Raw genomic sequence first — 22,848 nt, 5'->3', positions numbered from 1 at the left:
ATTAAGCACACACATTATGACAACAGAATCATCCAAAAAACTCAATAAAGAAATCATTAGCAAGTTACAATCGAATGATTCCGAGCTGGTTTCTGAAACGATCAACCAGTTAAGCGAAACCGGGAATTCGGCCTATCTTCCCTTTTTGATCGAATTACTTCACAGTACCGGCAACCAAGAAATCAAGAAACAGATTACCCGCCTGCTGGCCGAGTTGAAACACAGCGACGCCATCCCGCTTATCATCGACGCCATTCAGAACAAGCACTACGCGAACGAACTGCAGTACCTGGTTTCGGCCTGTTGGGAAAACGGAATGGATTACAGCGCTCACCTGCCCCTGTTCATCGATTTGGTCATCAAGAATGACTTTATGGTAGCCTTCGAGGCCCACACCGTAATCACCAACATGACCGGCAAAATTTCGACAGCAACCTGCGAACAGGAAAGCCGCAAAATAAAAGAAGCCATCTTGACAGCCGAAGAAGAGAAAAAAAATCTACTGCTCGACGTACTCGAATTTCTGCCTGTTTTGGAAGAAGGCATTGCCCCGCAGCAATTTTGACGTACAATGAATGAGACTTTCGGTGAGACCATAAATCTTAGTATAATGATGGGAAAATCCGGTTGCCAATCTATCTTAAGTATTGGTGCAATATTTCCATTTTTTGCAGGACCTCGAAATTAATCAGGAAGAGGGAAAGAAAAAGTTGCATTACAGTCTGAAACGATTAATTTTATGACTTAATCAGCCAACCTAATTTCATAAACCTGACTGTGTGAAAAATCGATTCTTCGTCCTGCTGCTCCTTCTCGTCTGCAAAATGGTCACAGGCCAGGATGCCGAATATTCTCAGTTTTTTGCCAATCCGATTTATCTGAATCCAGGCTTTGCAGGCACTGCCGACCGAGCGAGAATAGCTGTCAATTACCGGAATCAATGGCCGCAACAAGGCAGCACCTTTGTCAATTATAGCCTCTCCTTCGACCAATTTATGACGAAGCTGAACGGTGGCCTGGGATTTCAGGTGCACAACAACCGCGAATTGAACGGGATTGTGGAAAATACAACGATAAACGCTTTTTACTCGCACCACCTGAAGATCAACGAACGCTTCTTCATGGATATGGGGATGAAGGCGGGCTTGGCCTACAAAAAACTGGACTATCGACAGTTGATTTTCCCGGATATGATTAATCAACTAACCGGCGAAAGATACTTAGGAGCCGGCGACCAACCCGAAAATTCGACCTTGTTATACCCCGATTTTGGCATTGGCATATTGGGACAATACGACAGTTTTTTTGGAGGAATCAGTCTGGACCACCTGACACAACCGCACGAATCTGTTTTTGTGGGCGACCAGCAGGGGCGACTGCCGTTGAAACTGACTATTCATGCCGGAGCGCGCAGCCACCAGTTGCACCGCGGGTTATTGTCGCGCGAATTTACCGTTTCGCCCAACGTCATTTATCAGCAACAGGGGGCATTCAAACAACTCAACCTGGGCATCTACCTGCTCGAAAAATCGTTGGCCGGCGGGGTTTGGTACCGTCAGAATTCCGGCTTTCAACCTGATGCACTCATTTTTATGGCGGGGGTTATGCGCGAAAATTTCAAGCTGGGCTACAGTTATGACACCACGTTGTCGCGCCTGTCAAATTTCACAAATGGCGCCCACGAAATTTCACTGATATTTTTTGTGGGTGAAAAACATGCGGATCGGGATGCCTTGCTAATCCCGTCACTTTAAAGGACCAGTGTAACGGTACCCGTTTGTTTGTGTGGCTTTTCAACAACGTCCTGGTACGAAAGCACCCACACATAAGTACCCGCAGGCGCAAATACGCCGTTTTTCATTTTGCCGTCCCAGCCCTTTTCCTTACTGGTTGACTCAAATACAAGCCCGCCCCAACGATCGAAAATCTGCATGCGATAGCCATTATCGTGCACGGCCTCTGAACTTAACAGGAAAACATGGTTCTCGGGATTCTCACTGTTTGGGTTGAATCCGGTTGGCGCGAACAGCCGGTCCGGGGCAACCAGCAGGTCGTAGGTGGCCGTATCAGCACACAAATATTCGTTTTGTGCAACTAATTGCACCGTAAACCAGCCAATTGAGCCATATCGGTATTCTGGTTGAAATTCCTCTGAGAAACCGGCATCATCGCCAAAATCCCAGAAGTAATCCGTTCCTCCTTCACTTAAATTGGTAAAACGAAAAAGCGGGTCGGTGATCAGCTTTTCGGTCAAGTCGGGTTGAAATGCGGCCACCGGTTCCGGATGAACACGAATCGGCTCAGCAAGCCACACCATATCCTCGCAACCAGTTTTACCGGAAGTGACTGTTACAAAAACCGGGTTCTCCCGGTTCGGTAACACATACGTATAAATCGCCTCATTTTCTCCGGCAAGTTCATCACCCTCTCCAAAATTCCACCGATAGTGCAATTCGTCCACCTCATCTAGCTGTTCCGCGGAAAAACGAACAGCCAGCGGGGCACAACCGGCTGTTTCGTCGGCAGCCAGCATCACCCAGGGTTTTCGTTTAAATGAAAATGCTTTGGTTTCGCTTGCGCACCCATACGATGAAACCACCCGAAGCCCCACGGTGGATTGCGGCTTATTTTGCAAACTAACAACCAGCGGGCCGGAAGTATTGCCCGGGTCCTGAACGATTTCATCGGCATCCAGTGCCGACAAATCCCAAAAATAACGATCGTCCATCAGGCCATCGCCGGTATATTGTATTTCCAGCTCGTGCGGATAACAGCGAGAAGGGTCGATGTTTGTTTCTACGGAAGGAATCGGCCTCACAGTAATCATTTCTTCGATCAGTCCGAAATTTTCACAACCTTCGGTTGAAACAACACGCAAACCCACATCATACAAACCATCGTCTTCATAAATATGCTCCGGGCTTGGCGTTTCATCAAAGGTATCATCTCCAAAATCCCAGGTAAAATGGTCGATTGGCTCACTGGTTTCTCCGCTGAACTTCACCAGAAAAGGTTCACAACCTTCCGTCTGGTCGGCAACTATCTTCAGGTTGGGAACCACTTTAATGTGCTCGCTGGCAATTTCGCTGGTACAACCATGTTCACTCACCCGTAATCCCAACAAGCGGTTTTGCTGGTTGTCAAAGCCCAGGTTGACGGTCAATTCGGTTATTCCCACCCCTTCGGCATAAATTGAATCTGAAAAATACCAGTAAAACAGGGCAGAACCGGTTGCATCGCCCAGGTAATGCACGTCCAGGTTGTAGCCATAGCACGCTGCAGAATCAATGCTGAAGGTTGCATCGGGCGTTTTATAGAAATGAAGCATCAGCGAATCGGCAGTACTGCAACCATAGTCATCTGTAACCGTGACATGAGTTTTGTACGATCCGTAAGTGTCGGTGGAAACATCCGAAACTGCCGCCTCCGGGGAAACAATATCGAGGCCAAAATTATCAGCCTCCCATTTTATTGTTCCTTTGTCGGTTTCAACCTGCAAGCGGCCATTCATCGAATCGCAATACAACGTATCAGTTGCCGTCAAATCAATTTTCGGATATTGATGTACAAAAACTTCCACCTCATCCGAAGCATAACAGGGGTGGGCATTCATCACCCGAACCCGGTAAATGCCAGGTGCGTCCACTTCAAGCATTTGCCCGTCATAACCCGTATTCCACTCATAAGCAAGCTGATTGCCCGCATCAAGCTTAACCGATGTGCCTGCACATATATTCCTTGTGTCGCCCAAATCGACGACTGGCGCTGGCTTTACGTTTACCGTAAAAAATGCTGATTCGACACAAGTCCCGTTTGTACCGGTAACCTTGTAAGTTGTAGTCACCATCGGAGAAGCTTTTGGGTTGGGCGAAAAAGCATCATCCAGGCCTATCGCAGGAGACCATTCGTAAAGGCCCTCAAACTCGTGGTTTAGCCGGACGGTGTCGAACTGGCAAATGGTTTGATCTGCCGGACCGTCAAACAGGATGGTACGAATAGCAATGTCAAAGGCGGCGGAAAGGCTGACATCCGGGTCATCTTCCATTCCGCCGTACTCAATGATGTAGCCCTGTGGTCGGTAATATTGTGAAGTTGGGCCATCGCCGCTATTTCGCAGATCATTCCACGATTTTTCCGGTTGATCCGGATTCTGGTTAATGTGTCCGTAATCTTCCCCTAAGCCACCGTTCAAGTCGGGATAAGAATTATTTGGCTCGCCATTACTCCAGAACGAAAACAGGTTGTTTACCCGCTGCCCGCTAGGATAGTTTCCTTTCCAGAACAAAGTACCGGCTTCGGGGCCGGTTGCCCAGCGCCATTCCCCTTCAACGGCCTCATCGGTGGCACCGATCCAGCCAACGCCATTAACTTTTGTCCAGATAAAATCATTTTCTTCTTTTGAAAGAATGGTGGCAAGGTAGCCCTTTAAGCCGTAATAGCTTTTGGTTTCGGCTTCGGCGCGGGCTTCCGTCCAGGTAATGTCAAGTTTTTCAACGAATTGATAAAAATGACCTGTGGAAGGCAAATAATCGACATCGGTGAGCGTCACGGCGATATGCCGATCGGTGCGGGTTGGGACGGCCAACAGGTTTACATACCGGATTTGTTGAACGGCTTGCTGGTATTCGGCAGCGCTGGCCTCCCCCTCTAAAAACAACGTTCCGCTGGCGGCAACCCAGCGTGCGGATATGCGGCCAGCGGAAGTAAATTGCAATACATCCTCTCCTGGGATGTAATTGGTGATGGAAATTTTTAGTCCTCCGGTAATCTTATCCCCGGTAATACTCACCCCTTCGCCAAAGACAACCGGAGAACTGCAATAGTCGATTGGCGCGGTGTAGGTACTCTCAATTTTAAGGGCATCGCTTTGCCCGAATGAAAAAACCATTACCAAAATAATTAAAACGAATGTGAGCAACAGTTTTTTCATCCGGACCATTTATTATCAACTTTTTGCAGAAAAATATTTCATGAACTGAGAACGCTCATAAAGCATCGGATTTTCAATTTTTGCATACGACAGCCGTCCCCTGAAGTCTTCGATATGCTTGAAGTTCCATTTGCGCATAAATTTCTCCAGATCTTTGATCATGCCGTCGATCACCTGCGCCCCGTTGATATAAACGGTTGAACATACCTGGGCTACCTGCGCCCCGGCCAGCAATTGCTTAATCACCGCTTCGCCATCGTGGATGCCGGTTGAAGCGGCAATTTCCAGCTTGGGCAACGCAGCGCTCACGAGCCCGACCCAACGCAGCGAACGGCGGATATCAGACGGCGTACTAAACACTTCGGACGCCGTCAATTCCAATTTATCGATATTGATGTCGGGCTCATAAAACCGGTTGAACATGGTAATGCCCCGGGCACCGTTGGCCATTAGCTTTTCAGCCATCGAAATCATATTGGTAAAGTAAAAGCCCACTTTTACCGATACCGGAATTTTCACCTCTTTTTTCACCTTGCTCAATACATCGACATACAGTTTTTCAATCGACTCGGAAGTTTCGCGTCGCCCGGTGGGCACAAAAAAGAGGTTCAGTTCCAACGCATCGGCTCCCGCGGCTTCAAACTCCTTGGCAAAGCTGGTCCATTCTTTCGATGATACACAATTGATGCTCGCAATGATGGGGATGCTGATTTCCTTCTTTGCCTGTTTCACCAATTCGAGGTGCGCATCAACCGAGTGCTGACGGGTATAGTTCCAAATGTAATCTTCGGCTTCGGGATAGAGGTTTTGCGGATCTTTGTTGATCAGGTGGCTGACCTCGCTGTTGATCTGCTCTTCGAAAAGCGATTTCAGCACCACGGCGCCTGCACCGGCTTCTTCCAACGCCTTAATCTTTTCCACGCTGCTGGTAAGGCCCGAACTGGCCACCACGATTGGGTTCTTCAATTTCAAACCCAAATATGTCGTTTCAAGTTTTCCCATAATTTTAAAAGTTAGTTATCACTTGATCATTTTTCATAAAAACATCTGTTCAGCCCTGCTGGTTCAAGCATACTGGCGATCTCCGAAAATAGAACTGCCTACCCGCACCATGGTACTGCCTTCCTCTACAGCGATGGGGAAATCGCCTGACATGCCCATCGAAATTTCAGAGAATGAATCCCTCCCAACAAAAAATTCTTGCTTGAGCTGGTTAAAAATGCTTTTCAGCTGTCTGAATTCCCTTCGGATTTGTTCTGTGTCATTGGTATAAGTCGCCATACCCATCACCCCACGGATCTCAACAAATTCAAGTTGGGTAAATTCATCCGAGGTCAGTATTTCCCGGGCTTCGGCCAGATCCAAGCCAAACTTGGTTTCTTCTTCAGCAATATGAAACTGGAGCAGGCAAGCTATTTTTCGTCCGGCTTTTCGTCCTTCTTTATCAATGGTTTTCAATAATTTCAGTGAATCCACGCCATGTATCATACCAACAAATGGTGCAATATATTTCACCTTATTGGTTTGCAAATGCCCGATGAAATGCCACTCAATATCCTTGGGCAGGCTCTCATATTTTTGAACCAGTTCCTGTACCTTATTTTCACCGAAAACCCGCTGCCCTGCCCCATAAGCTTCCAGCAAATCGGCATCGGGTTTGGTTTTCGATACAGCAACCAGGCACACCCCCTCCTTCAATGCATCTTTAATTTTCCGTATGTTCTCTGCAATTCCCATGTTCTTCAGGATTGAAATACAAATCTACAAAAGCATGGGAAAATGGCTGGCCATTTTTAAAGTTTTTTCAAGCTGTAAAACATCCAAACCAGCAGGTTTTGCCGCCCTTTTTCTATCTTTGCCGACCTCATGACAAACGAATGGAATCATATAATTTTAAAAATGAACGAATTGGGCAAGGCCCGCCGTCCGTTTGTTTTTTTAATTGATTTTGACTTCCGGCAACCACTGCTTTTCGGTTGGGAAGAATCAAAAAGCCAATTGCTTTGGAAAACCCCTCACTTTAACAATTACGAGACCCCAAACACCCCCTGCCCCGATTTCCACTGGCAGGTAAAACCCGTTTCGTACGCCCGCTACCGGCAAGCTTTTGAGTTGGTTCAAAGCCACATTCACAATGGCGACAGCTACCTGCTCAACCTGACCATGCCCAGCCGGGTAGAAACCAATCTGGACCTGGAAACTATTTTTCACCAGAGCCATGCGCCCTACCTGGTTTATCTGAAAGACCGGTTTGTTTGTTTCTCACCCGAAATATTTGTCCGGATCGAACAAGGCCGGATTTCGTCGAACCCCATGAAAGGAACGATTGATGCCAACCTGCCGGATGCCGAAAACCGGTTGAAGACCGACCCGAAAGAACTGGCCGAACACCATACGATTGTCGATCTGATCCGGAACGATTTAAGCCGCGTAGCCGACCAAGTGGAAGTACCGCGCTTTTGCTACATCGATAAAATCAAGGCGGACCAAGCCAGCCTATTGCAAATGAGCTCCGAAATTTCAGGCCAATTGCCCGAATATTACCATGAACACCTGGGAGACATCTTCGCCCGGTTATTGCCGGCTGGCTCCATCAGCGGAGCACCCAAGAAAAAGACAATCGAAATAATTAAAGCCGCCGAAGGCTATGAACGTGGCTATTACACGGGGGTTTTCGGTGTTTTCGACGGAACAAATGTGGATAGTTGCGTACTAATCCGCTACCTGGAACAACAGGACAGCCAGCTCGTTTTTAAAAGCGGAGGCGGGATTACCCATCTCAGCCAGTGCGACGATGAATACCACGAACTTATCAAGAAAGTGTATGTGCCAATTACTCGAAACCATTAAACTCGAACATGGCCTGTTTTGGAACCTGGACTATCACTCCCGCCGGTTGAATGCCGCACGGGCCGAGCTCTTCGACCTGTTTGAACCGATTGATCTGACCAACAGCCTGCTGGTACCTGCCGGCTGCCAGACCGGGCTGTACCGTTGCCGGGTATCATACAGCCGCGAGATTGAATCGGTAGAGTTTATTCCCCAACATCCACGCGAGTTCAGCGCTCTGAAAGTAATAGAAGCGAATGACCTGGATTATCACCTGAAATTTGCCGACCGCAACGAACTGAATAAGCTGCTCGATCAACGCGAAAACGCCGACGAGGTGATTGTCCTGCAACATGGCTTGGTTACCGACTGCACGATAGCCAATCTAGTTTTTTACGATGGCCGCCACTGGCTGACACCAGACACGCCGTTGCTGAAAGGTACGCAACGCCAGCGCCTGCTCGATCTGGGTTTAATTTTTGAGACACGAATTACGGCAACCAATCTTCATCAATATGAAAAGGTCGGGCTGATCAATGCTTTTTTCGATCTGAACAACATGCCCATCATAAAAAAAGAGAATATTTTTTGACATCGGCTCATCTATCCTATCAACTGTTAATCAATACGATAAAACTACTGAAGCACATTCAGGTTAATCTGATTGCAATATTTTTAGGGCGAATGCTTTTCAACCTATTTTTATATTACTTCATTTTTGTATTTTTCGACCGAATTAAAAACTATAAAAACGATTGACCAACGCCCTTTCAGCGTTGCCGAAATGGAGGATAAGAAAATGACACTCAGCAGTAAACCCAGAGTTATTAAAGATTACGAGAAGTTAGACGAAGCGATAAAAGAGCAAATAAAACTGGTATATCCGAATGGTTTTAGCCAACACCTGATCACCTTCACCAATAAAGACGGACTGCTGGTGAGCGCACTGCCATTTGAAACGGAAGATAAATACTACCTGGTACGCATGACCACCCAGGAGGCGATTGACATTATCAGCGAAGACGAGGATTACGATGATGAAGGCGTATTGAAAGAAGAATCGAGGGAAGCTTATGAAGATAAGTATTCGGACGATATCGATATCCCGGATAACATTGAAGACGAGGAGGAAGACGACTCGTACGACGATGACGATTTGGATGACGATGATGACATGGACGACGAGGACATGGAAGAAGATGAAGATTAATGAATCTACACGATACAAAAAACCCCGGAGCAAAACAGCCCCGGGGTTTTTTATTTCAATTTTGCAGTAACATTAATCCAGTTTGTGGATCACCAGGCCAGAACGCAATTTAGGTTCGAACCAGGTTGTTTTGGGAGGCATGATGTTGCCTGTGTCGGCAATAGCAATCAATTGCTGCATCGATACCGGGAAAAGCGCGAAAGCCACTTTCATCTCGCCGCTATCCACCCGCTTTTTCAGTTCACCCAATCCGCGGATACCGCCAACAAAATCAATCCGTTTGGAGGTACGTAAATCCTGAATGTCGAAAATAGGCTCCAATACCTGTTTCGAAAGGATGGTCACATCCAGCACACTAATTGGATCAGCATCGTCGTATGTACCCTCGTTTGCATTCAGGCGGTACCAATTTCGATTCAGGTACATGCCAAATTCGTGCAATGCTGATGGCTTAAAAATTTCCGGACCCATTTTTTCAACCGTAAACCCCAGCGCCAATTTGGCCAGCAGGTCAGCCTCGCTCAATCCGTTCAGGTCTTTCACCACGCGATTGTAGTCGATAATTTGCAGCTGGTTGTCCGGGAAATGAACCGCCATAAAGTAGTTGTAGGATTCGTTTCCGGTATGATTTGGATTTTGAGCTTTCTTTTCCAGGCCGATACGTGCAGCAGCAGCTGTGCGGTGATGTCCGTCGGCCACATATGTTGCAGGCACTTTCGAAGCAAACAGCTGTTCAATCTCTTTATTGACAGCGGCATCGGTAATTGTCCAGAAGTGGTGGCCAAAGCCATCTTCGGCAACAAAATCATAATCCGGTTCCTGGCTTTTCACGATGTTGGCAACAATGGCATCAATTTCGGGCACAGCTTTGTAGGAAAAGAAAACCGGCTCAATATTCGCATTCAGGTAGCGGGTCAGGATCATACGGTCTTCTTCTTTGTCCGGACGAGTAAGCTCATGCTTCTTGATGATGCCCTGGTGGTAATCTTCACAGGCCGCTGCGCCTACAATTCCGTATTGCGTACGGCCGTTCATGGTCTGCGCGTAGATATAAAAGCGAGCTTCGTCATCTTCCACCAGCCAGCCTTTTTGCTGAAACGCCTTGAAATTCTCAACAGACTTGTTGTAAACAGTTTCCGAATGAATATCTGTCCCCTCCGGGCAATCAATTTCTGCACGGGTAATGTGCAGCAACGAGTTTTCTTTACCTGCTGCCATCTGGGCAGCTTCTTCCGTATTCATCACATCGTAGGGCAGGCAAGCCAACTCCTTAGCTATTTCCCTCGGTGGACGAAGTCCTTTAAATGCCTTAACGTTCGCCATAAAATCAACTTTCAAATTTTAGTCTGCAATTATCTTTCTTTTCTTTCGGGAAACCTATAAAAATCAAAATCGCCGACGCCGGATTTAATTGATACTTAATAATGGCACAAGCGTTTTATTTGTTTACCCGAAAGGTATCATCCCCTTTTTCGAAAAAGGCCACAATTTGTTCGGCTGCGGCAACCCCAGCGTTGGTGTTGGCTTCTTCGGTTTGGGCTCCTATTTTTTTAGGAGTAAAGTAATACCTTCCAGTGAACTTTTCTTTAAACTCGGCCGAGCAATCCGGCTCAAGATCCGAAAGGTACTTCACATCGGGCCGCTCTTCCATGAAGCGGCACAAATCAGCCTCGTTAACCACTTCCTTCCGTGCAGTATTGATCAGGATCGCACCGGTTTTCAAGTGTTTCAGCACATCCATGCTTACCGAACCAATATGCTCTCCACGTGCCGGAACATGAATGGATACGACATCGGACACGGCGTACAACTCTTCCAGCGAATTGGTCACTTCAATGCCTTCGGAAGTTGCCTGTGCCTTGCTGTAGCGCGTAAAAACTTTCACGTTCATGCCAAAAGCCCGGGCTATACGGTGAACATTCCTGGCCACGTAGCCATAACCATGAAGTCCCAGTGTACGGCCGCGAAGTTCGCCACCCGATTTTCCGCCAAAAAATTCCCGGATTCCGTAAATGGCTAACCCAATGGCCAACTCGGCCACAGCGTTCGAATTTTGTCCGGGCGTGTTCATCACCACCACACCTTTTTCTTTGGCGTAACCGGTGTCTACATTATCATAACCCGCCCCGGCGCGAACCACAATCTTCAGGCTTTGCGCGGCATCCAGTATTTCGCGGTCAACAATGTCGCTGCGCACAATAACCGCATCAGCTGTTTTTATTGCTTCCGCAAAATCAACTTTTGCCTGATACTTTTCTAACAAATTCAACTGGTAACCAGCTTGTTTGATAACAGTTGAAATTTTTTCGAGCGCAACCGGAGCAAATGGTTTGTCGGTTGCAATTAATACCCTTTTCATACCCTTTCGTTTTATAAAAAGAAAGCAGGACCCCCATCCTGCTTTCTTTTATGGTTTATTAATGAATAGCTTCAAATTCTTTCATCGCATCCACCAAAGCCTGAACGCTTTCCAATGGTAAGGCGTTGTAAGTTGATGCCCTGAAACCACCAACCGAACGGTGGCCTTTCAGTCCAACCATTCCTTTGGCTGTAGCCAGATCCAGGAATTCTTTTTCCAACGCTTCGTAACCCGGTGCCATCACAAACGTTACGTTCATGCGCGAACGGTCTTCAGCAGCAGGAACCGTAGGAACAAACAACTTGTTGCGATCCAGTTCGCCGTATAGCAAGTCGGCTTTGGCGATATTCACTTTTTCCATTTCGGCAACACCTCCGTTTTCCTTCAACCATTTCAGTGTTTGCAGACAGGCAAATACAGCCACGGTTGACGGCGTGTTAAACATGGATTCATTTTTAATATGAATCTGGTAATCGAGCATGGTAGGGATCTGACGTCCGGTTTTACCGAGAACATCGTCTTTCACAATCACCAGCGTGGCACCTGAGGGGCCCAGGTTTTTCTGTGCACCTGCATAAATGAGATCATATTTCGCTACATCAATCGGACGGCTGAAAATATCGGACGACATATCCGCCACCAAACGCACCGGAACATCCGGATCCGATTTCAATTCGGTACCAAAGATGGTGTTATTGGTGGTAATGTGCAGATAATCAACATCGGCAGGTACCTCGTACGATTTAGGAATATAATTGAAATTTTTATCTTTTGAAGAAGCAACTTCAACAACCTCACCAAAAAATTGGGCTTCTTTCATGGCTTTTGAGGCCCAAGCGCCGGTATTCAGGTAAGCAGCTTTGGCCTTCATCAGGTTGTAAGGAACCATCAAAAACTGCAGGCTGGCACCCCCTTGCAAAAATAAAACAGAATAGCCTTCCGGAACATTCAGCAATTCTTTCACCAGCGCAATTGCCTCGTCCATAACAGCAACAAACTCTTTTCCGCGATGGGAAACTTCCATCACAGATAAGCCGGTACCGGCAAAGTCGAGGGCTGCTTCAGCTACTTTTTGTTTGGTGTATTCGGGTAAAACTGAGGGTCCCGCATAAAAATTATGCTTCTTCATGGTATGTAATTTTAGGGTTAAAAAATTATTCTTATTATCTTTTCATTCATCTATTAAAATAAAACAAACCCTTGGTACTATCCGCTGAGATATATCAGCTACAGGGCGTTTGTGCAACGTTTAAAAACATCGTTATACAGCAGAATTTCAACCGAATAGACATCATAAACATCGATTTCAAACTTTTTCAAAGTTAGGAAACAGGAATCAATTCTCCATCTCTGTAAATCGGGATAACCGAAGTAAAGTCGGCCCGGTGACAAAATTCGATACAATCATCCAGTCCTTTTTCTGCCAGACGCCCTTTTTGAGCTGCCTTCAGCACATATTCATTCAGGTTTGGCTTGGCCAAAGTCCACAAATCGAGCGAAGCGGTGACCGCATCGCAAATGGTTTCAAACTTTCCCGAATCCAGTAATTTTTCGGCTAAAGCACCAGCAAAAATGGTGTCTTCCAAACTAAACCGGTCTTTCCACGAAGCGCAGAAAATCAACACCGGGGCATCCTGCCGGATCAACCATTCACTTAGGGAAGTCAGGTTAAGAAACGAACCAATGACCACTTCTTTGGAATGACTGGCCATGTGAATGCACCGTGTCCCGTTGGTGGTGGAGTAAACAATCTCCTTTCCCCGTACTTTTTCAGCCGTAAAATTAAAAGGCGAATTCCCAAAGTCAGCAAAATCAAGCACATAGCCATCGCGTTCCGATGCTACGATGTAGCCTTCTTCCTTTTTCTTACGGGCTTCTTCTACCGTAGAAACCGGAATGATGCGTTTTACGCCATTGTGGAAGGCAGTACAAATAGCCGATGTGGCGCGAAGAATATCAACCACAACAACGATGTTGCCGTCATCGGCATGTTTGGGGTAAATGGCAGGGGACAAGCAGGTTTCCAAACGGAATTTTGCGTTCTTCATGCTCAGTTAGTCTGAATTTTTGCCGCAAAGATAATCGAACAAATACAATAAAAAAACCCGTCAAAACAGTTGACGGGTTCAAGGGTTAGTAAGTTGTAAGTTTCCCCATTACTGCGGACTTACAAAAGGTATCTTGACAATTTTCGCTTTCAGCAATTTATTACGCACTTTCACATACACTTCCGTCCCTATGGCCGACCAGGCAATGGCTACATAGCCCATCCCGATCCCTTTGTTCAGCATGGGCGACTGGGTTCCCGAAGTAACCACACCAATGGTGTTTCCGGCTTCGTCGGCCAATTCGTAGCCATGACGGGGAATCCCGCGGTCAATCATCTCAAAACCACGCAATTTACGACTGACACCTTCGTTCTTCTGCATGTGCAATAATGCCTTGTCGATGAAGTTATTGTTACCATTGAATTTCGTGATCCAGCCTAACCCGGCTTCTATGGGCGAAGTGGTGTCGTCAATATCGTTCCCGTACAGGCAAAATCCCATTTCCAGACGGAGTGTATCACGGGCGCCCAAGCCAATCGGTTTGATATCGAATTCGGCGCCCGCTTCAAAAATAGCCTGATAGATTTGATCTGCCAGTTCATTCGGGAAATACAACTCGAAGCCACCCGACCCGGTGTAACCAGTAGCTGAAATGATGACATCATCAAAACCGCCAAATTTCCCGGTAACAAAGGTGTAATATCTGATTTTGGTTAATTCAACATCCGTCAGTTTCCGGAGTACCGGCAAAGCTTTGGGCCCCTGAATAGCCAACTGACTAATTTGATCGGAAGCATTCTCCAACTCGGCGCCGAATTTATTTTGGGAAACAACCCAGTTCCAGTCTTTTTCGATATTGGCAGCATTCACCACCAGCAAATATTTTTCGGGCGAAAAACAGTAAACCAGCAAGTCGTCAACAATGCCGCCATGCCCGTTTGGGAAACACGAATATTGCGCTTGTCCCGGGGTTAAAACAGAAATGTCGTTACTGGTGACATACTGAACCAAATCGGCAGCGTGAGGGCCTTTCACCCAAAACTCGCCCATGTGCGAAACATCAAACACACCAACCCCGTTTCGGACTGTCATGTGCTCATCTTTAATTCCACTGAATTCTACAGGCATTTCATAACCTGCAAATTCAACCATCTTCCCTCCGGCGTTTTTATGTAGCTGATTAAATGCGGTTGTCTTCATTTAATAAATTTTGGATTTGTAAAAATAGAGCTTCAAAGATCAAAAAATCATGAAAAAAATCAGCAATCGTTTTGGGTATTTTATTTCAATAGTTGATTTACAGTGCTGCCTATAAACATTTTTTTGTTATTATTGTCGGTGCAACTATTACAAAAAAATCAAATGGAAACGCAACGATTAACCAATCTGAACTACCTGGAAGAAGTTACTGGCGGTGAAGCCGAGATCATGAAGGAATTCATAGAGATGTTTTTTGAACAAATCCCCGAGTTCCGCGATGGATTAAGAATCCATCTGAACAACCAACAATGGAAAGAATTGGGAGAACTGGCGCATAAAGCCAAATCGTCGGTGATGACTTTTGGGTTGAATGACTTGGGAATGCGACTAAAACAACTTCAGCTTAAAACCCAACAACTAATTGAAATTGAAACCTATGAAGCCCACGTAGAAGATTTCGAGAAGGTGATTGCCCTGGCTGAACAGGAACTTAAAGATGAGCTAAAGAACCTTGAATAAAAAAACTGCATCAGAAATCAATGCCGGGCTCACTTTGAACCCGGCAATTGACTTATTTATTAACGCAGTTTCAACTTATACTGACACGAATTTAAGCTCATCATTTTCGATTTCTATGCGAATGGTTTGATCAACGGAAACACGTCCCGCAAGAATCAGTTTTGACAGCTCGTTCAGAACATGTTTCTGCAACAACCGGTTAACCGGCCGGGCTCCGTAATGCGGATCATAGCCGACCGTTGCCAGCCAGTTGATAGCTTCAGGCGACATTTCGATGCGCAGGTTCTGATTGCCCATGCGTTTCACAATTCGGTTGAACTGAATTTGGACTATGCCCTTCATGTCGTCACGCGACAAGGGTGTGAACATGATGGTTTCATCAATCCGGTTCAAAAACTCAGGACGGATGGTTTTTCGCAACAAGGAGAAAATAGCTGTGCGTGTTTGCTCAAACACTTCGGTGCGGTTGCTGTCGGTCATCCGCTCAAAACCTTCCTGAATCAGTTGGGAGCCAAGGTTGGAAGTCATAATAATGATCGTGTTTTTAAAATTGACCACCCTCCCCTTGTTATCGGTCAAGCGTCCATCGTCGAGCACTTGCAGCAAGACATTGAACACATCCGGATGCGCTTTTTCAATTTCGTCAAACAATACCACTGAATACGGTTTCCGGCGCACTGATTCGGTCAGTTGGCCTCCTTCATCGTAACCCACATATCCCGGTGGAGAACCAATCAGCCGGGTAACAGAAAATTTCTCCTGGTATTCCGACATGTCAATCCGGGTGATCATATTTTCGTCATCAAACAGGTATTCGGCAAGTGCCTTTGCCAGCTCCGTCTTCCCCACCCCGGTAGTACCCAGAAAGATAAACGAGCCAATCGGACGTTTTTCATCCTGAAGGCCTGCCCTGCTCCGGCGAACGGCATCAGCCACCGCATGGATGGCCTCGTCCTGCCCAATCACCCGTTTATGCAATTCTTCTTCCAAATGAAGCAGTTTATCCCGTTCGCTTTGCATCATTTTACTAACCGGGATACCGGTCCAACGAGCCACCACTTCGGCAATATCTTCCGCATCCACTTCTTCTTTGATGAGCGAATCGCCTTGCATTTGCTGCAACTCTTTCTGCAAGCGGACAATTTCTTGTTCAGCTTCCTTGATTTTCCCGTACCGGATTTCGGCCACACGTCCGTAATCGCCCGATCGTTCGGCCTGTTCGGCTTCAAACTTCAGGTTTTCGATTTCCGTTTTATGCTGCTGAATGCCATCGATCAGCGACTTCTCCATTTCCCACTGAGCACGGTAACGGTTCTGGTCTTCTTTCAAGTTGGCAATCTCTTCATTCAGCACGGCCAGTTTGCTTTCGTCCTTTTCGCGTTTGATGGCCTCGCGCTCAATTTCAAGTTGTTTGATTTTACGTTCAATTTCGTCCAATTCTTCGGGTACCGAATCCATTTCCAACCGTAATTTGGCTGCCGCTTCATCCATCAGGTCGATGGCCTTGTCGGGCAGAAACCGGTCTGAAATATACCGTTGCGATAGCTCAACGGCCGAGATAATCGCATTATCTTTGATGCGCACCCGGTGATGGTTCTCATAACGTTCCTTCAATCCTCTTAAAATGGAGATGGCGCTCAGCGTATCGGGTTCGTTCACCATCACAATCTGGAAGCGGCGTTCCAGCGCTTTATCTTTTTCGAAATATTTTTGATACTCATCAAGCGTGGTGGCGCCAATAGCCCGCAACTCACCGCGCGCCAGGGCCGGTTTTAAAATATTGGCCGCATCCATAGCGCCTTCGCTTTTTCCGGCGCCTACCAACGTATGAATTTCATCGATAAATAAAATCACTTCGCCTTCTGCTTTGATCACCTCGTTCACCACAGCTTTTAAGCGTTCCTCAAACTCGCCCTTATATTTTGCACCGGCAATCAGCGCACCCATATCGAGCGAAAACAATTGTTTCGATTTGAGGTTTTCGGGCACATCGCCCCGCACAATCCGATGGGCAAGGCCCTCGGCAATAGCTGTTTTACCGGTTCCCGGTTCGCCAATCAACACAGGGTTGTTCTTGGTACGGCGCGACAAGATTTGCAGCAAACGCCGGATTTCTTCGTCACGTCCGATTACCGGATCCAGTTTACCGTTTCTCGCCCGTTCATTCAAATTGACGGCAAAACGACTCAACGAATTAAACTGATCTTCTGCAGTTTGACTATCCACTTTGGCTCCTTTCCGCAAATCAGCCACAGCAACTTCCAAGTCTTTCCGGCTAATACCATTGTCCTTCATTAAGGTTGAAATTGTATCGCCACTTTCAAGTAAGGCCAGCAAAATGTGTTCGACCGAAACAAACTGGTCCCCCATTTTCCGGGAAATATCCATCGATTTTTGAAGCGTTTTGTTGGCATTTCCGGAAAGATATTGCTCACCCCCCGAAACCTTAGGATAAGAATCCACAATTCGATCAACCGCTTGCTGAAAGATAGGAACGTTAACCCCAAGTTTCTTCAGTAAAAACCCACTTACATTTTCGGCTGTATGGAGCAAACCTTTCAGAATGTGCCCGTTTTCGATGGCCTGATGTTGCTTTCCCTGGGCAATTTCGAAAGCATGTTGCAGTGCTTCCTGCGATTTGATGGTGAAATTATTAAAGTTCATTGCATTCTCTTTTTTCTGTTCAATTTAAGCTTTCCAATCGTTACGCCGGAATAATTTCAACGGCAATGTGTATTTTTCAAAAAAGCAACCAACCGGAAAATGGAGCAACAAAAAAGACAAAATGTCGCCAATCGAACAAACAGCCTGAACTTTAGTCAGATAAAAATTATGAGAGAAGCAAATATGACAGGATTTTACAAAAAAAAAGGATGGTGGGCGCCATCCTTTCTTCAAACTTTAACCAAACTTATCTCTATGAAAAAAAATTGTACTCTTGAATCTTTCTGTCTTGTCCAAACAAAGATACGGGATCTAACCGTTAAGAAGCTGCAAGTATCGTTAAGGAACGTTAAAGATGCTTTGGCATGGATGGTGGTCAACCTCAGTAAAAAGAAAAAGGATGGTGGGCGCCATCCTATTTTCTAACTTAACCAAACCTATCTCTATGAAAAAATTATGCTTAAAATCCTACATTCTTGTATTAACAAATGTACGGCATAGAAACGTTAAGAAGATTCAAGCTACGTTAACAAATGTTAAGAGTTTGGTTTTCGGCAATTTCAGGCCATTTAATTCTTCAAATTCATCCAGAATATCTGCTTATTGGATTTCAGGTCAGAATAAGAAATTGCAACTTGGTCAGAAACACCACTTTCCAAAATCTTAATAGCTATATAACAGCTATTTGCAAAAACATTTCTTTTCAGTTTTCAAAAAATTACGTTTACATTAGCAAATGAAAACTTAGACTTAACAGATTTTTTAACTAATCCAAAACGATGTTTTTATGGCAAAGTATGTTTATACATTCGGCAATGGAAAGGCCGAGGGAAAGGCAGATATGAAAAATCTTCTCGGAGGGAAAGGGGCCAACCTGGCTGAGATGAACCTGATTGGCGTACCAGTCCCCCCAGGTTTCACAATTACGACCGAGGTATGTACCATTTATAACCAACAAGGGAAAGATGCAGCTTTAACTGTCGTCAACGGCGAAGTAGAAAGAGCAGTGTCACAGATAGAGGAATTGACCGGCACTAAATTTGGCGACAAAGATAATCCCTGTCTGGTTTCGGTCCGCTCAGGCGCCCGGGTGTCGATGCCCGGAATGATGGACACGGTTTTGAACCTGGGGCTGAATGACCTGGCGGTGCAAGGGATCGCAAAAAAATCAGGTAATGAGCGTTTTGCCTGGGATTCCTACCGTCGCTTTGTACAAATGTACGGCGATGTGGTACTCGGCATGAAACCTGAAAGCAAGGAGGACATCGACCCGTTTGAGGCCATCATGGACAACCTGAAAGAAGAAAAAGGCATTGAGCTGGATACCCAATTTACGACAGAAGATCTGAAACTATTGGTTATCCGGTTTAAGGAAGCCGTCTTGAAAGTTACCGGGAAAAGCTTCCCTGACGATCCTTGGGAACAACTTTGGGGCGCCGTTTATGCTGTTTTCGACAGTTGGATGAACGACCGCGCCGTGTATTACCGAAAAATGCACGGTTTTCCGGCAGAATGGGGAACAGCCGTTAACGTTCAGGCCATGGTATTTGGTAACATGGGCGACACCTCCGCCACAGGCGTTGCTTTTACGCGCGACGCAGCCACCGGCGAAGACATCTTCAACGGCGAATACTTGATTAATGCCCAGGGCGAAGATGTGGTGGCCGGAATCCGCACCCCGCAGCAAATTACACTGGAAGGCAGTAAGCGATGGGCAGAACTGGCAGGTGTATCAGAAGAGGAAAGAAAAACCAATTTCCCGTCGCTGGAAGAAACCATGCCGGCTTTGTATGCAGAGCTCATGAGTGTTCAGGAAAAACTGGAAAATCATTATAAAGACATGCAGGACCTGGAATTTACCATCCAGGAAGGTAAACTTTGGCTGCTGCAAACGCGCAACGGGAAACGGACCGGAGCGGCGATGGTGAAAATTGCGATTGACATGCTGGAGCAAGGCATGATCGACGAAAAAACAGCTTTGTTGCGCATCGAGCCAAATAAACTCGACGAATTGCTCCATCCGGTTTTCGACACAGAAGCAATGGCAAAAGCACATGTACTGGCAAAAGGACTTCCCGCCTCACCGGGAGCAGCTACCGGTCAAGTGGTTTTCTTTGCAGATGAAGCATCGAATTACGAAAACACCATCCTGGTCCGCATCGAAACTTCCCCCGAAGACCTGGAGGGAATGAACATTGCACGCGGCATTTTGACCGCCCGTGGCGGGATGACCTCGCACGCTGCCGTAGTGGCCCGGGGCATGGGAAAATGTTGCGTATCGGGTGCCGGCGCTGTAAAAATTGATTACAAAACCCGCGTGATGACCATTGGCGAAAACAAATTCGTTGAAGGAGACTGGATTTCGCTGAATGGCTCAACCGGAGAAGTTTACGAAGGTAAAGTAAAGACAAAAACCCCTGATATGGGCGGTGACTTTGGGAAGGTGATGGACCTGGCGGATAAATTTACACGCATGTCAGTCCGGACCAATGCCGATACCCCAAATGATGCACAAGTTGCACGCAATTTTGGAGCAAAAGGGATAGGCCTTTGCCGTACCGAACATATGTTTTTTGAAGGAGAACGCATTAAAGCCATGCGCGAGATGATCCTTTCTTCAACAAAAGAAGGACGCGAAAAAGCACTCGCAAAACTTCTGCCCTACCAACGCGGCGACTTTGAAGGCATCTTTGAAGCAATGGAAGGCTACGGAGTTACCGTGCGCTTGCTTGACCCACCCTTGCACGAGTTTGTGCCCCACCAGCAAGCCACACAGAAAGAACTGGCACAGGAAATGGGGATATCCATTGATGCCGTCAGAACGAAAATATCAGAACTAGAGGAGTTCAACCCGATGTTGGGTCACCGTGGTTGCCGGTTGGGAATTACCTATCCAGAAATTACTGCCATGCAGGCACGAGCAATCATAGAAGCTGCCCTAAACCTGAAAGCCAGAGGTATTGCTACCCTGCCTGAAATTATGGTCCCGCTGGTAGGCACTGTGGCCGAGCTGAAACACCAAGCAAACATCATTCGAAATACTGCCGAGAAAGTTTTCGAGGAAAAAGGCGACCGGATTGATTATCTGCTTGGAACCATGATTGAGATTCCACGTGCCGCACTAACGGCTGATCATATTGCCGAAGAAGCCGACTTCTTCTCGTTCGGCACTAACGACCTGACCCAGATGACCTTGGGCTACTCGCGCGATGATGCTGGTAAATTCCTGCCCATCTATCTGGACAACGGCATCCTGAAACAAGACCCGTTCCAGGTGCTCGATCAAAACGGCGTTGGGCAGCTGGTAAAAATGGGCGTTGAAAGAGGCCGTTCGGTAAAACCCAAACTGAAAGTGGGCATTTGCGGCGAACACGGCGGTGAACCCAGCTCTGTGGAATTCTGCGACAGCGTTGGACTCGACTATGTGAGTTGCTCTCCTTACCGCGTACCAATCGCCAGAGTGGCTGCTGCTCAAGCCAACATAAAGCATAGCCAGGCAAAATAATATCATCAGCCGATTGTAAAAAGCCGCTCATTTCCGAGCGGCTTTTTTGCTATTCACTAAGCCGGATTGCTTGTCCGTCAACATTTTTCAAAGCAACCATCCCTGTAGCCGCAATTTTATCCGTAATTTGTATCTGTTTACAAAAAACTACGATTATGAACCTAATTGAAAAAGGCAGCGGACTCTACACCGATCATTATGAATTAACCATGGCGCAAGGCTATTTCCTGAGTGGCCGTCACAACAAGCCGGCTTGCTTCGATTATTTTTTCCGAAAAATACCTTACCAGGGAGGCTTCGTTGTATTCTCCGGACTATCATCCTTGCTGGAGCTGCTTGAAAATTTCCGGTTCGATCAGGATGCTTGCATTTACCTGGCATCGATTGGATTTGATGAACGTTTCGTTGACTTTCTTAGTCGTTTTTCATTTCAGGGAGATATCATTTCGGTGCGTGAAGGCGAGGTGATTTTCCCCAATGAACCCGTATTGCGCGTTGAGGGGAATATCCTGGAAACCCAACTCATTGAAACCGTTCTGCTGAATATCCTGAATTTTGAATCGCTGATCGCTACCAAAGCCTGCCGGATGCGCCTGGCCGCAGGGCGCCGGCTATTGTTGGAATTTGGCCTCCGCCGGGCACAGGGGCTGGGCGGGATAAATGCCACCAAAGCAGCCATAAGTGGTGGATTCGACAAAACATCAAATGTTTACGGCGCCTGGCAGTTTGGAGCCGAAAGCAGCGGAACAATGGCTCATTCCTGGATTCAAAGTTTTGAAGATGAATTGACTGCCTTCCGGGTGTATGCAGAACACTTCCCCGATAATTGCATCCTACTGGTGGATACTTACAACACGCTGAAAAGCGGCGTTCCAAACGCGATAATCGTAGCCCGGGAGCTGAAAGAAAATGGGCACCGGCTTATCGGAGTTCGGCTGGACAGTGGCGACCTGACCTACCTGAGCAAACAAACCCGCAAAATGCTGGATGCAGCCGGTTTGACCGAAGTGAAAATTGTTGCATCCAACCAGCTCGATGAGCACATCATCCAGAGCTTGCTGGCACAGGGCGCGCCAATTGATGTTTTTGGGGTAGGCACATCACTCGTTACCGGAAAGGACGATCCCGCGCTGGATGGCGTTTACAAACTTTCGTGGTTCGACGGGAAACCATCGTTAAAAGTATCGGAAAACAAAACGAAAATGACCCTGCCCGGGAAAAAGACCATTCACCGCTTTTTGGACAAAGAAAACCAGTTTTATGCTGATGGTATTTCCAACATTGGAGAAGGCACATACGATTACATTCACCATCCGGCAGAGCCTGAAAAACGAAAACAGGTGGTAAACCTTCAAAAGGAAGAGTTAATGACACAGGTGATGAAAAACGGGAAAACGATCCAGCCCTTGGCTTCACCCGCCGAAAATGCTGCTTTTACCTTAAAACGGCTGCAACAATTGCCCGAAGAACACAAACGTTTTTTGAACCCTCACGTTTACAAAATCGGTATAAGTGAAAAATTACTGGCCAGCAGAAATGCGGTGGCTGATCATGTTTACCGAAAAAATGAATTTTGAATCATTC

The 22,848-nt window shown here is 46.6% G+C and carries 19 protein-coding genes; 9 read left to right on the top strand and 10 right to left on the bottom strand.

Annotated features, from left to right (window positions below):
- Positions 1-16 precede the first annotated feature (16 nt).
- Both N2K84_RS04415 and N2K84_RS04410 read left to right on the top strand, forming a co-directional pair.
- Positions 17-565, top strand: a complete 549-nt coding sequence (locus tag N2K84_RS04415) for a HEAT repeat domain-containing protein (RefSeq protein WP_282590570.1) — start codon at positions 17-19, stop codon at positions 563-565.
- Between the two features lie 214 nt (positions 566-779).
- Positions 780-1,754, top strand: coding sequence for a PorP/SprF family type IX secretion system membrane protein (locus N2K84_RS04410; protein ID WP_282590569.1), 975 nt, complete (start codon positions 780-782; stop codon positions 1,752-1,754).
- Here the strand turns inward: N2K84_RS04410 and N2K84_RS04405 are convergent.
- The 4 genes from N2K84_RS04405 to N2K84_RS04390 all read right to left on the bottom strand — a co-directional run bounded on the left by N2K84_RS04405 (position 1,751) and on the right by N2K84_RS04390 (position 6,817).
- Positions 1,751-4,930, bottom strand: a complete 3,180-nt coding sequence (locus N2K84_RS04405) for a PKD domain-containing protein (protein ID WP_282590568.1) — start codon at positions 4,928-4,930, stop codon at positions 1,751-1,753. The genes N2K84_RS04410 and N2K84_RS04405 overlap by 4 nt on opposite strands.
- 15 nt (positions 4,931-4,945) lie before the next feature.
- Complete coding sequence (locus N2K84_RS04400) at positions 4,946-5,932, bottom strand: dihydroorotate dehydrogenase-like protein (protein ID WP_282590567.1); 987 nt, start codon at positions 5,930-5,932, stop codon at positions 4,946-4,948.
- A 63-nt stretch (positions 5,933-5,995) separates the two neighbouring features.
- A complete protein-coding gene (locus N2K84_RS04395; protein ID WP_282590566.1) occupies positions 5,996-6,667 on the bottom strand; it encodes a YggS family pyridoxal phosphate-dependent enzyme in 672 nt (223 codons plus the stop codon).
- A gap of 24 nt (positions 6,668-6,691) precedes the next feature.
- Entirely contained in the window at positions 6,692-6,817 is a 126-nt protein-coding gene (locus N2K84_RS04390; protein WP_282590565.1) for a hypothetical protein, read from the bottom strand.
- Positions 6,818-6,829: 12 nt separating this feature from the next.
- On the opposite strand from N2K84_RS04390, the gene N2K84_RS04385 reads away from it, so the two are divergent.
- From N2K84_RS04385 to N2K84_RS04375, 3 genes are all read left to right on the top strand, one after another.
- Positions 6,830-7,780, top strand: a complete 951-nt coding sequence (locus tag N2K84_RS04385) for an aminodeoxychorismate synthase component I (protein ID WP_282590564.1) — start codon at positions 6,830-6,832, stop codon at positions 7,778-7,780.
- The gene (locus tag N2K84_RS04380) at positions 7,755-8,351 is read left to right on the top strand and encodes an aminotransferase class IV (protein WP_282590563.1); all 597 of its coding nucleotides are present in this window, start codon (positions 7,755-7,757) and stop codon (positions 8,349-8,351) included. The genes N2K84_RS04385 and N2K84_RS04380 overlap by 26 nt, the downstream gene beginning before the upstream one ends.
- A gap of 192 nt (positions 8,352-8,543) precedes the next feature.
- Positions 8,544-8,969, top strand: a complete 426-nt coding sequence (locus tag N2K84_RS04375) for a hypothetical protein (protein WP_282590562.1) — start codon at positions 8,544-8,546, stop codon at positions 8,967-8,969.
- A gap of 72 nt (positions 8,970-9,041) precedes the next feature.
- Here the strand turns inward: N2K84_RS04375 and N2K84_RS04370 are convergent, their stop codons facing one another.
- From N2K84_RS04370 to gcvT, 5 genes are all read right to left on the bottom strand, one after another.
- Positions 9,042-10,292: a DUF1015 domain-containing protein gene (locus N2K84_RS04370; RefSeq protein WP_282590561.1), complete on the bottom strand. Its 1,251-nt coding sequence runs from the start codon at positions 10,290-10,292 to the stop codon at positions 9,042-9,044.
- A gap of 115 nt (positions 10,293-10,407) precedes the next feature.
- Positions 10,408-11,328 (bottom strand): NAD(P)-dependent oxidoreductase, encoded by a 921-nt coding sequence (locus N2K84_RS04365; RefSeq protein ID WP_282590560.1) that lies wholly within the window; start codon positions 11,326-11,328, stop codon positions 10,408-10,410.
- A 58-nt stretch (positions 11,329-11,386) separates the two neighbouring features.
- Positions 11,387-12,457, bottom strand: a complete 1,071-nt coding sequence (gene serC / locus N2K84_RS04360) for a 3-phosphoserine/phosphohydroxythreonine transaminase (protein ID WP_282590559.1) — start codon at positions 12,455-12,457, stop codon at positions 11,387-11,389.
- A 193-nt stretch (positions 12,458-12,650) separates the two neighbouring features.
- Positions 12,651-13,376, bottom strand: coding sequence for a 2-phosphosulfolactate phosphatase (locus N2K84_RS04355; protein ID WP_282590558.1), 726 nt, complete (start codon positions 13,374-13,376; stop codon positions 12,651-12,653).
- 108 nt (positions 13,377-13,484) lie between these two features.
- The gene (gcvT, locus tag N2K84_RS04350; protein ID WP_282590557.1) at positions 13,485-14,576 is read right to left on the bottom strand and encodes a glycine cleavage system aminomethyltransferase GcvT; all 1,092 of its coding nucleotides are present in this window, start codon (positions 14,574-14,576) and stop codon (positions 13,485-13,487) included.
- 162 nt (positions 14,577-14,738) lie between these two features.
- On the opposite strand from gcvT, the gene N2K84_RS04345 reads away from it, so the two are divergent.
- The gene (locus N2K84_RS04345; protein WP_282590556.1) at positions 14,739-15,095 is read left to right on the top strand and encodes an Hpt domain-containing protein; all 357 of its coding nucleotides are present in this window, start codon (positions 14,739-14,741) and stop codon (positions 15,093-15,095) included.
- 75 nt (positions 15,096-15,170) lie between these two features.
- Here N2K84_RS04345 and clpB read toward each other — a convergent pair whose 3' ends face one another.
- The gene (gene clpB / locus N2K84_RS04340) at positions 15,171-17,759 is read right to left on the bottom strand and encodes an ATP-dependent chaperone ClpB (RefSeq protein ID WP_282590555.1); all 2,589 of its coding nucleotides are present in this window, start codon (positions 17,757-17,759) and stop codon (positions 15,171-15,173) included.
- Positions 17,760-17,858: 99 nt separating this feature from the next.
- Here clpB and N2K84_RS04335 point away from each other — a divergent pair, with 99 nt between their 5' ends.
- From N2K84_RS04335 to N2K84_RS04325, 3 genes are all read left to right on the top strand, one after another.
- Complete coding sequence (locus N2K84_RS04335) at positions 17,859-18,185, top strand: hypothetical protein (protein ID WP_282590554.1); 327 nt, start codon at positions 17,859-17,861, stop codon at positions 18,183-18,185.
- Positions 18,186-18,546: 361 nt separating this feature from the next.
- Positions 18,547-21,264: a pyruvate, phosphate dikinase gene (gene ppdK / locus N2K84_RS04330; RefSeq protein WP_282590553.1), complete on the top strand. Its 2,718-nt coding sequence runs from the start codon at positions 18,547-18,549 to the stop codon at positions 21,262-21,264.
- A gap of 155 nt (positions 21,265-21,419) precedes the next feature.
- Positions 21,420-22,841, top strand: coding sequence for a nicotinate phosphoribosyltransferase (locus N2K84_RS04325; protein ID WP_282590552.1), 1,422 nt, complete (start codon positions 21,420-21,422; stop codon positions 22,839-22,841).
- The last annotated feature ends 7 nt before the right edge of the window (positions 22,842-22,848 follow it).

The sequence above is a fragment of the Gaoshiqia sediminis genome (genome assembly GCF_025907915.1).
GTDB classification, from domain to species: Bacteria; Bacteroidota; Bacteroidia; order Bacteroidales; family Prolixibacteraceae; genus Gaoshiqia; species Gaoshiqia sediminis.
The sequence above is the reverse complement of the archived record's forward strand: the minus strand, read 5'-3'. Positions and strand labels throughout refer to the sequence as shown.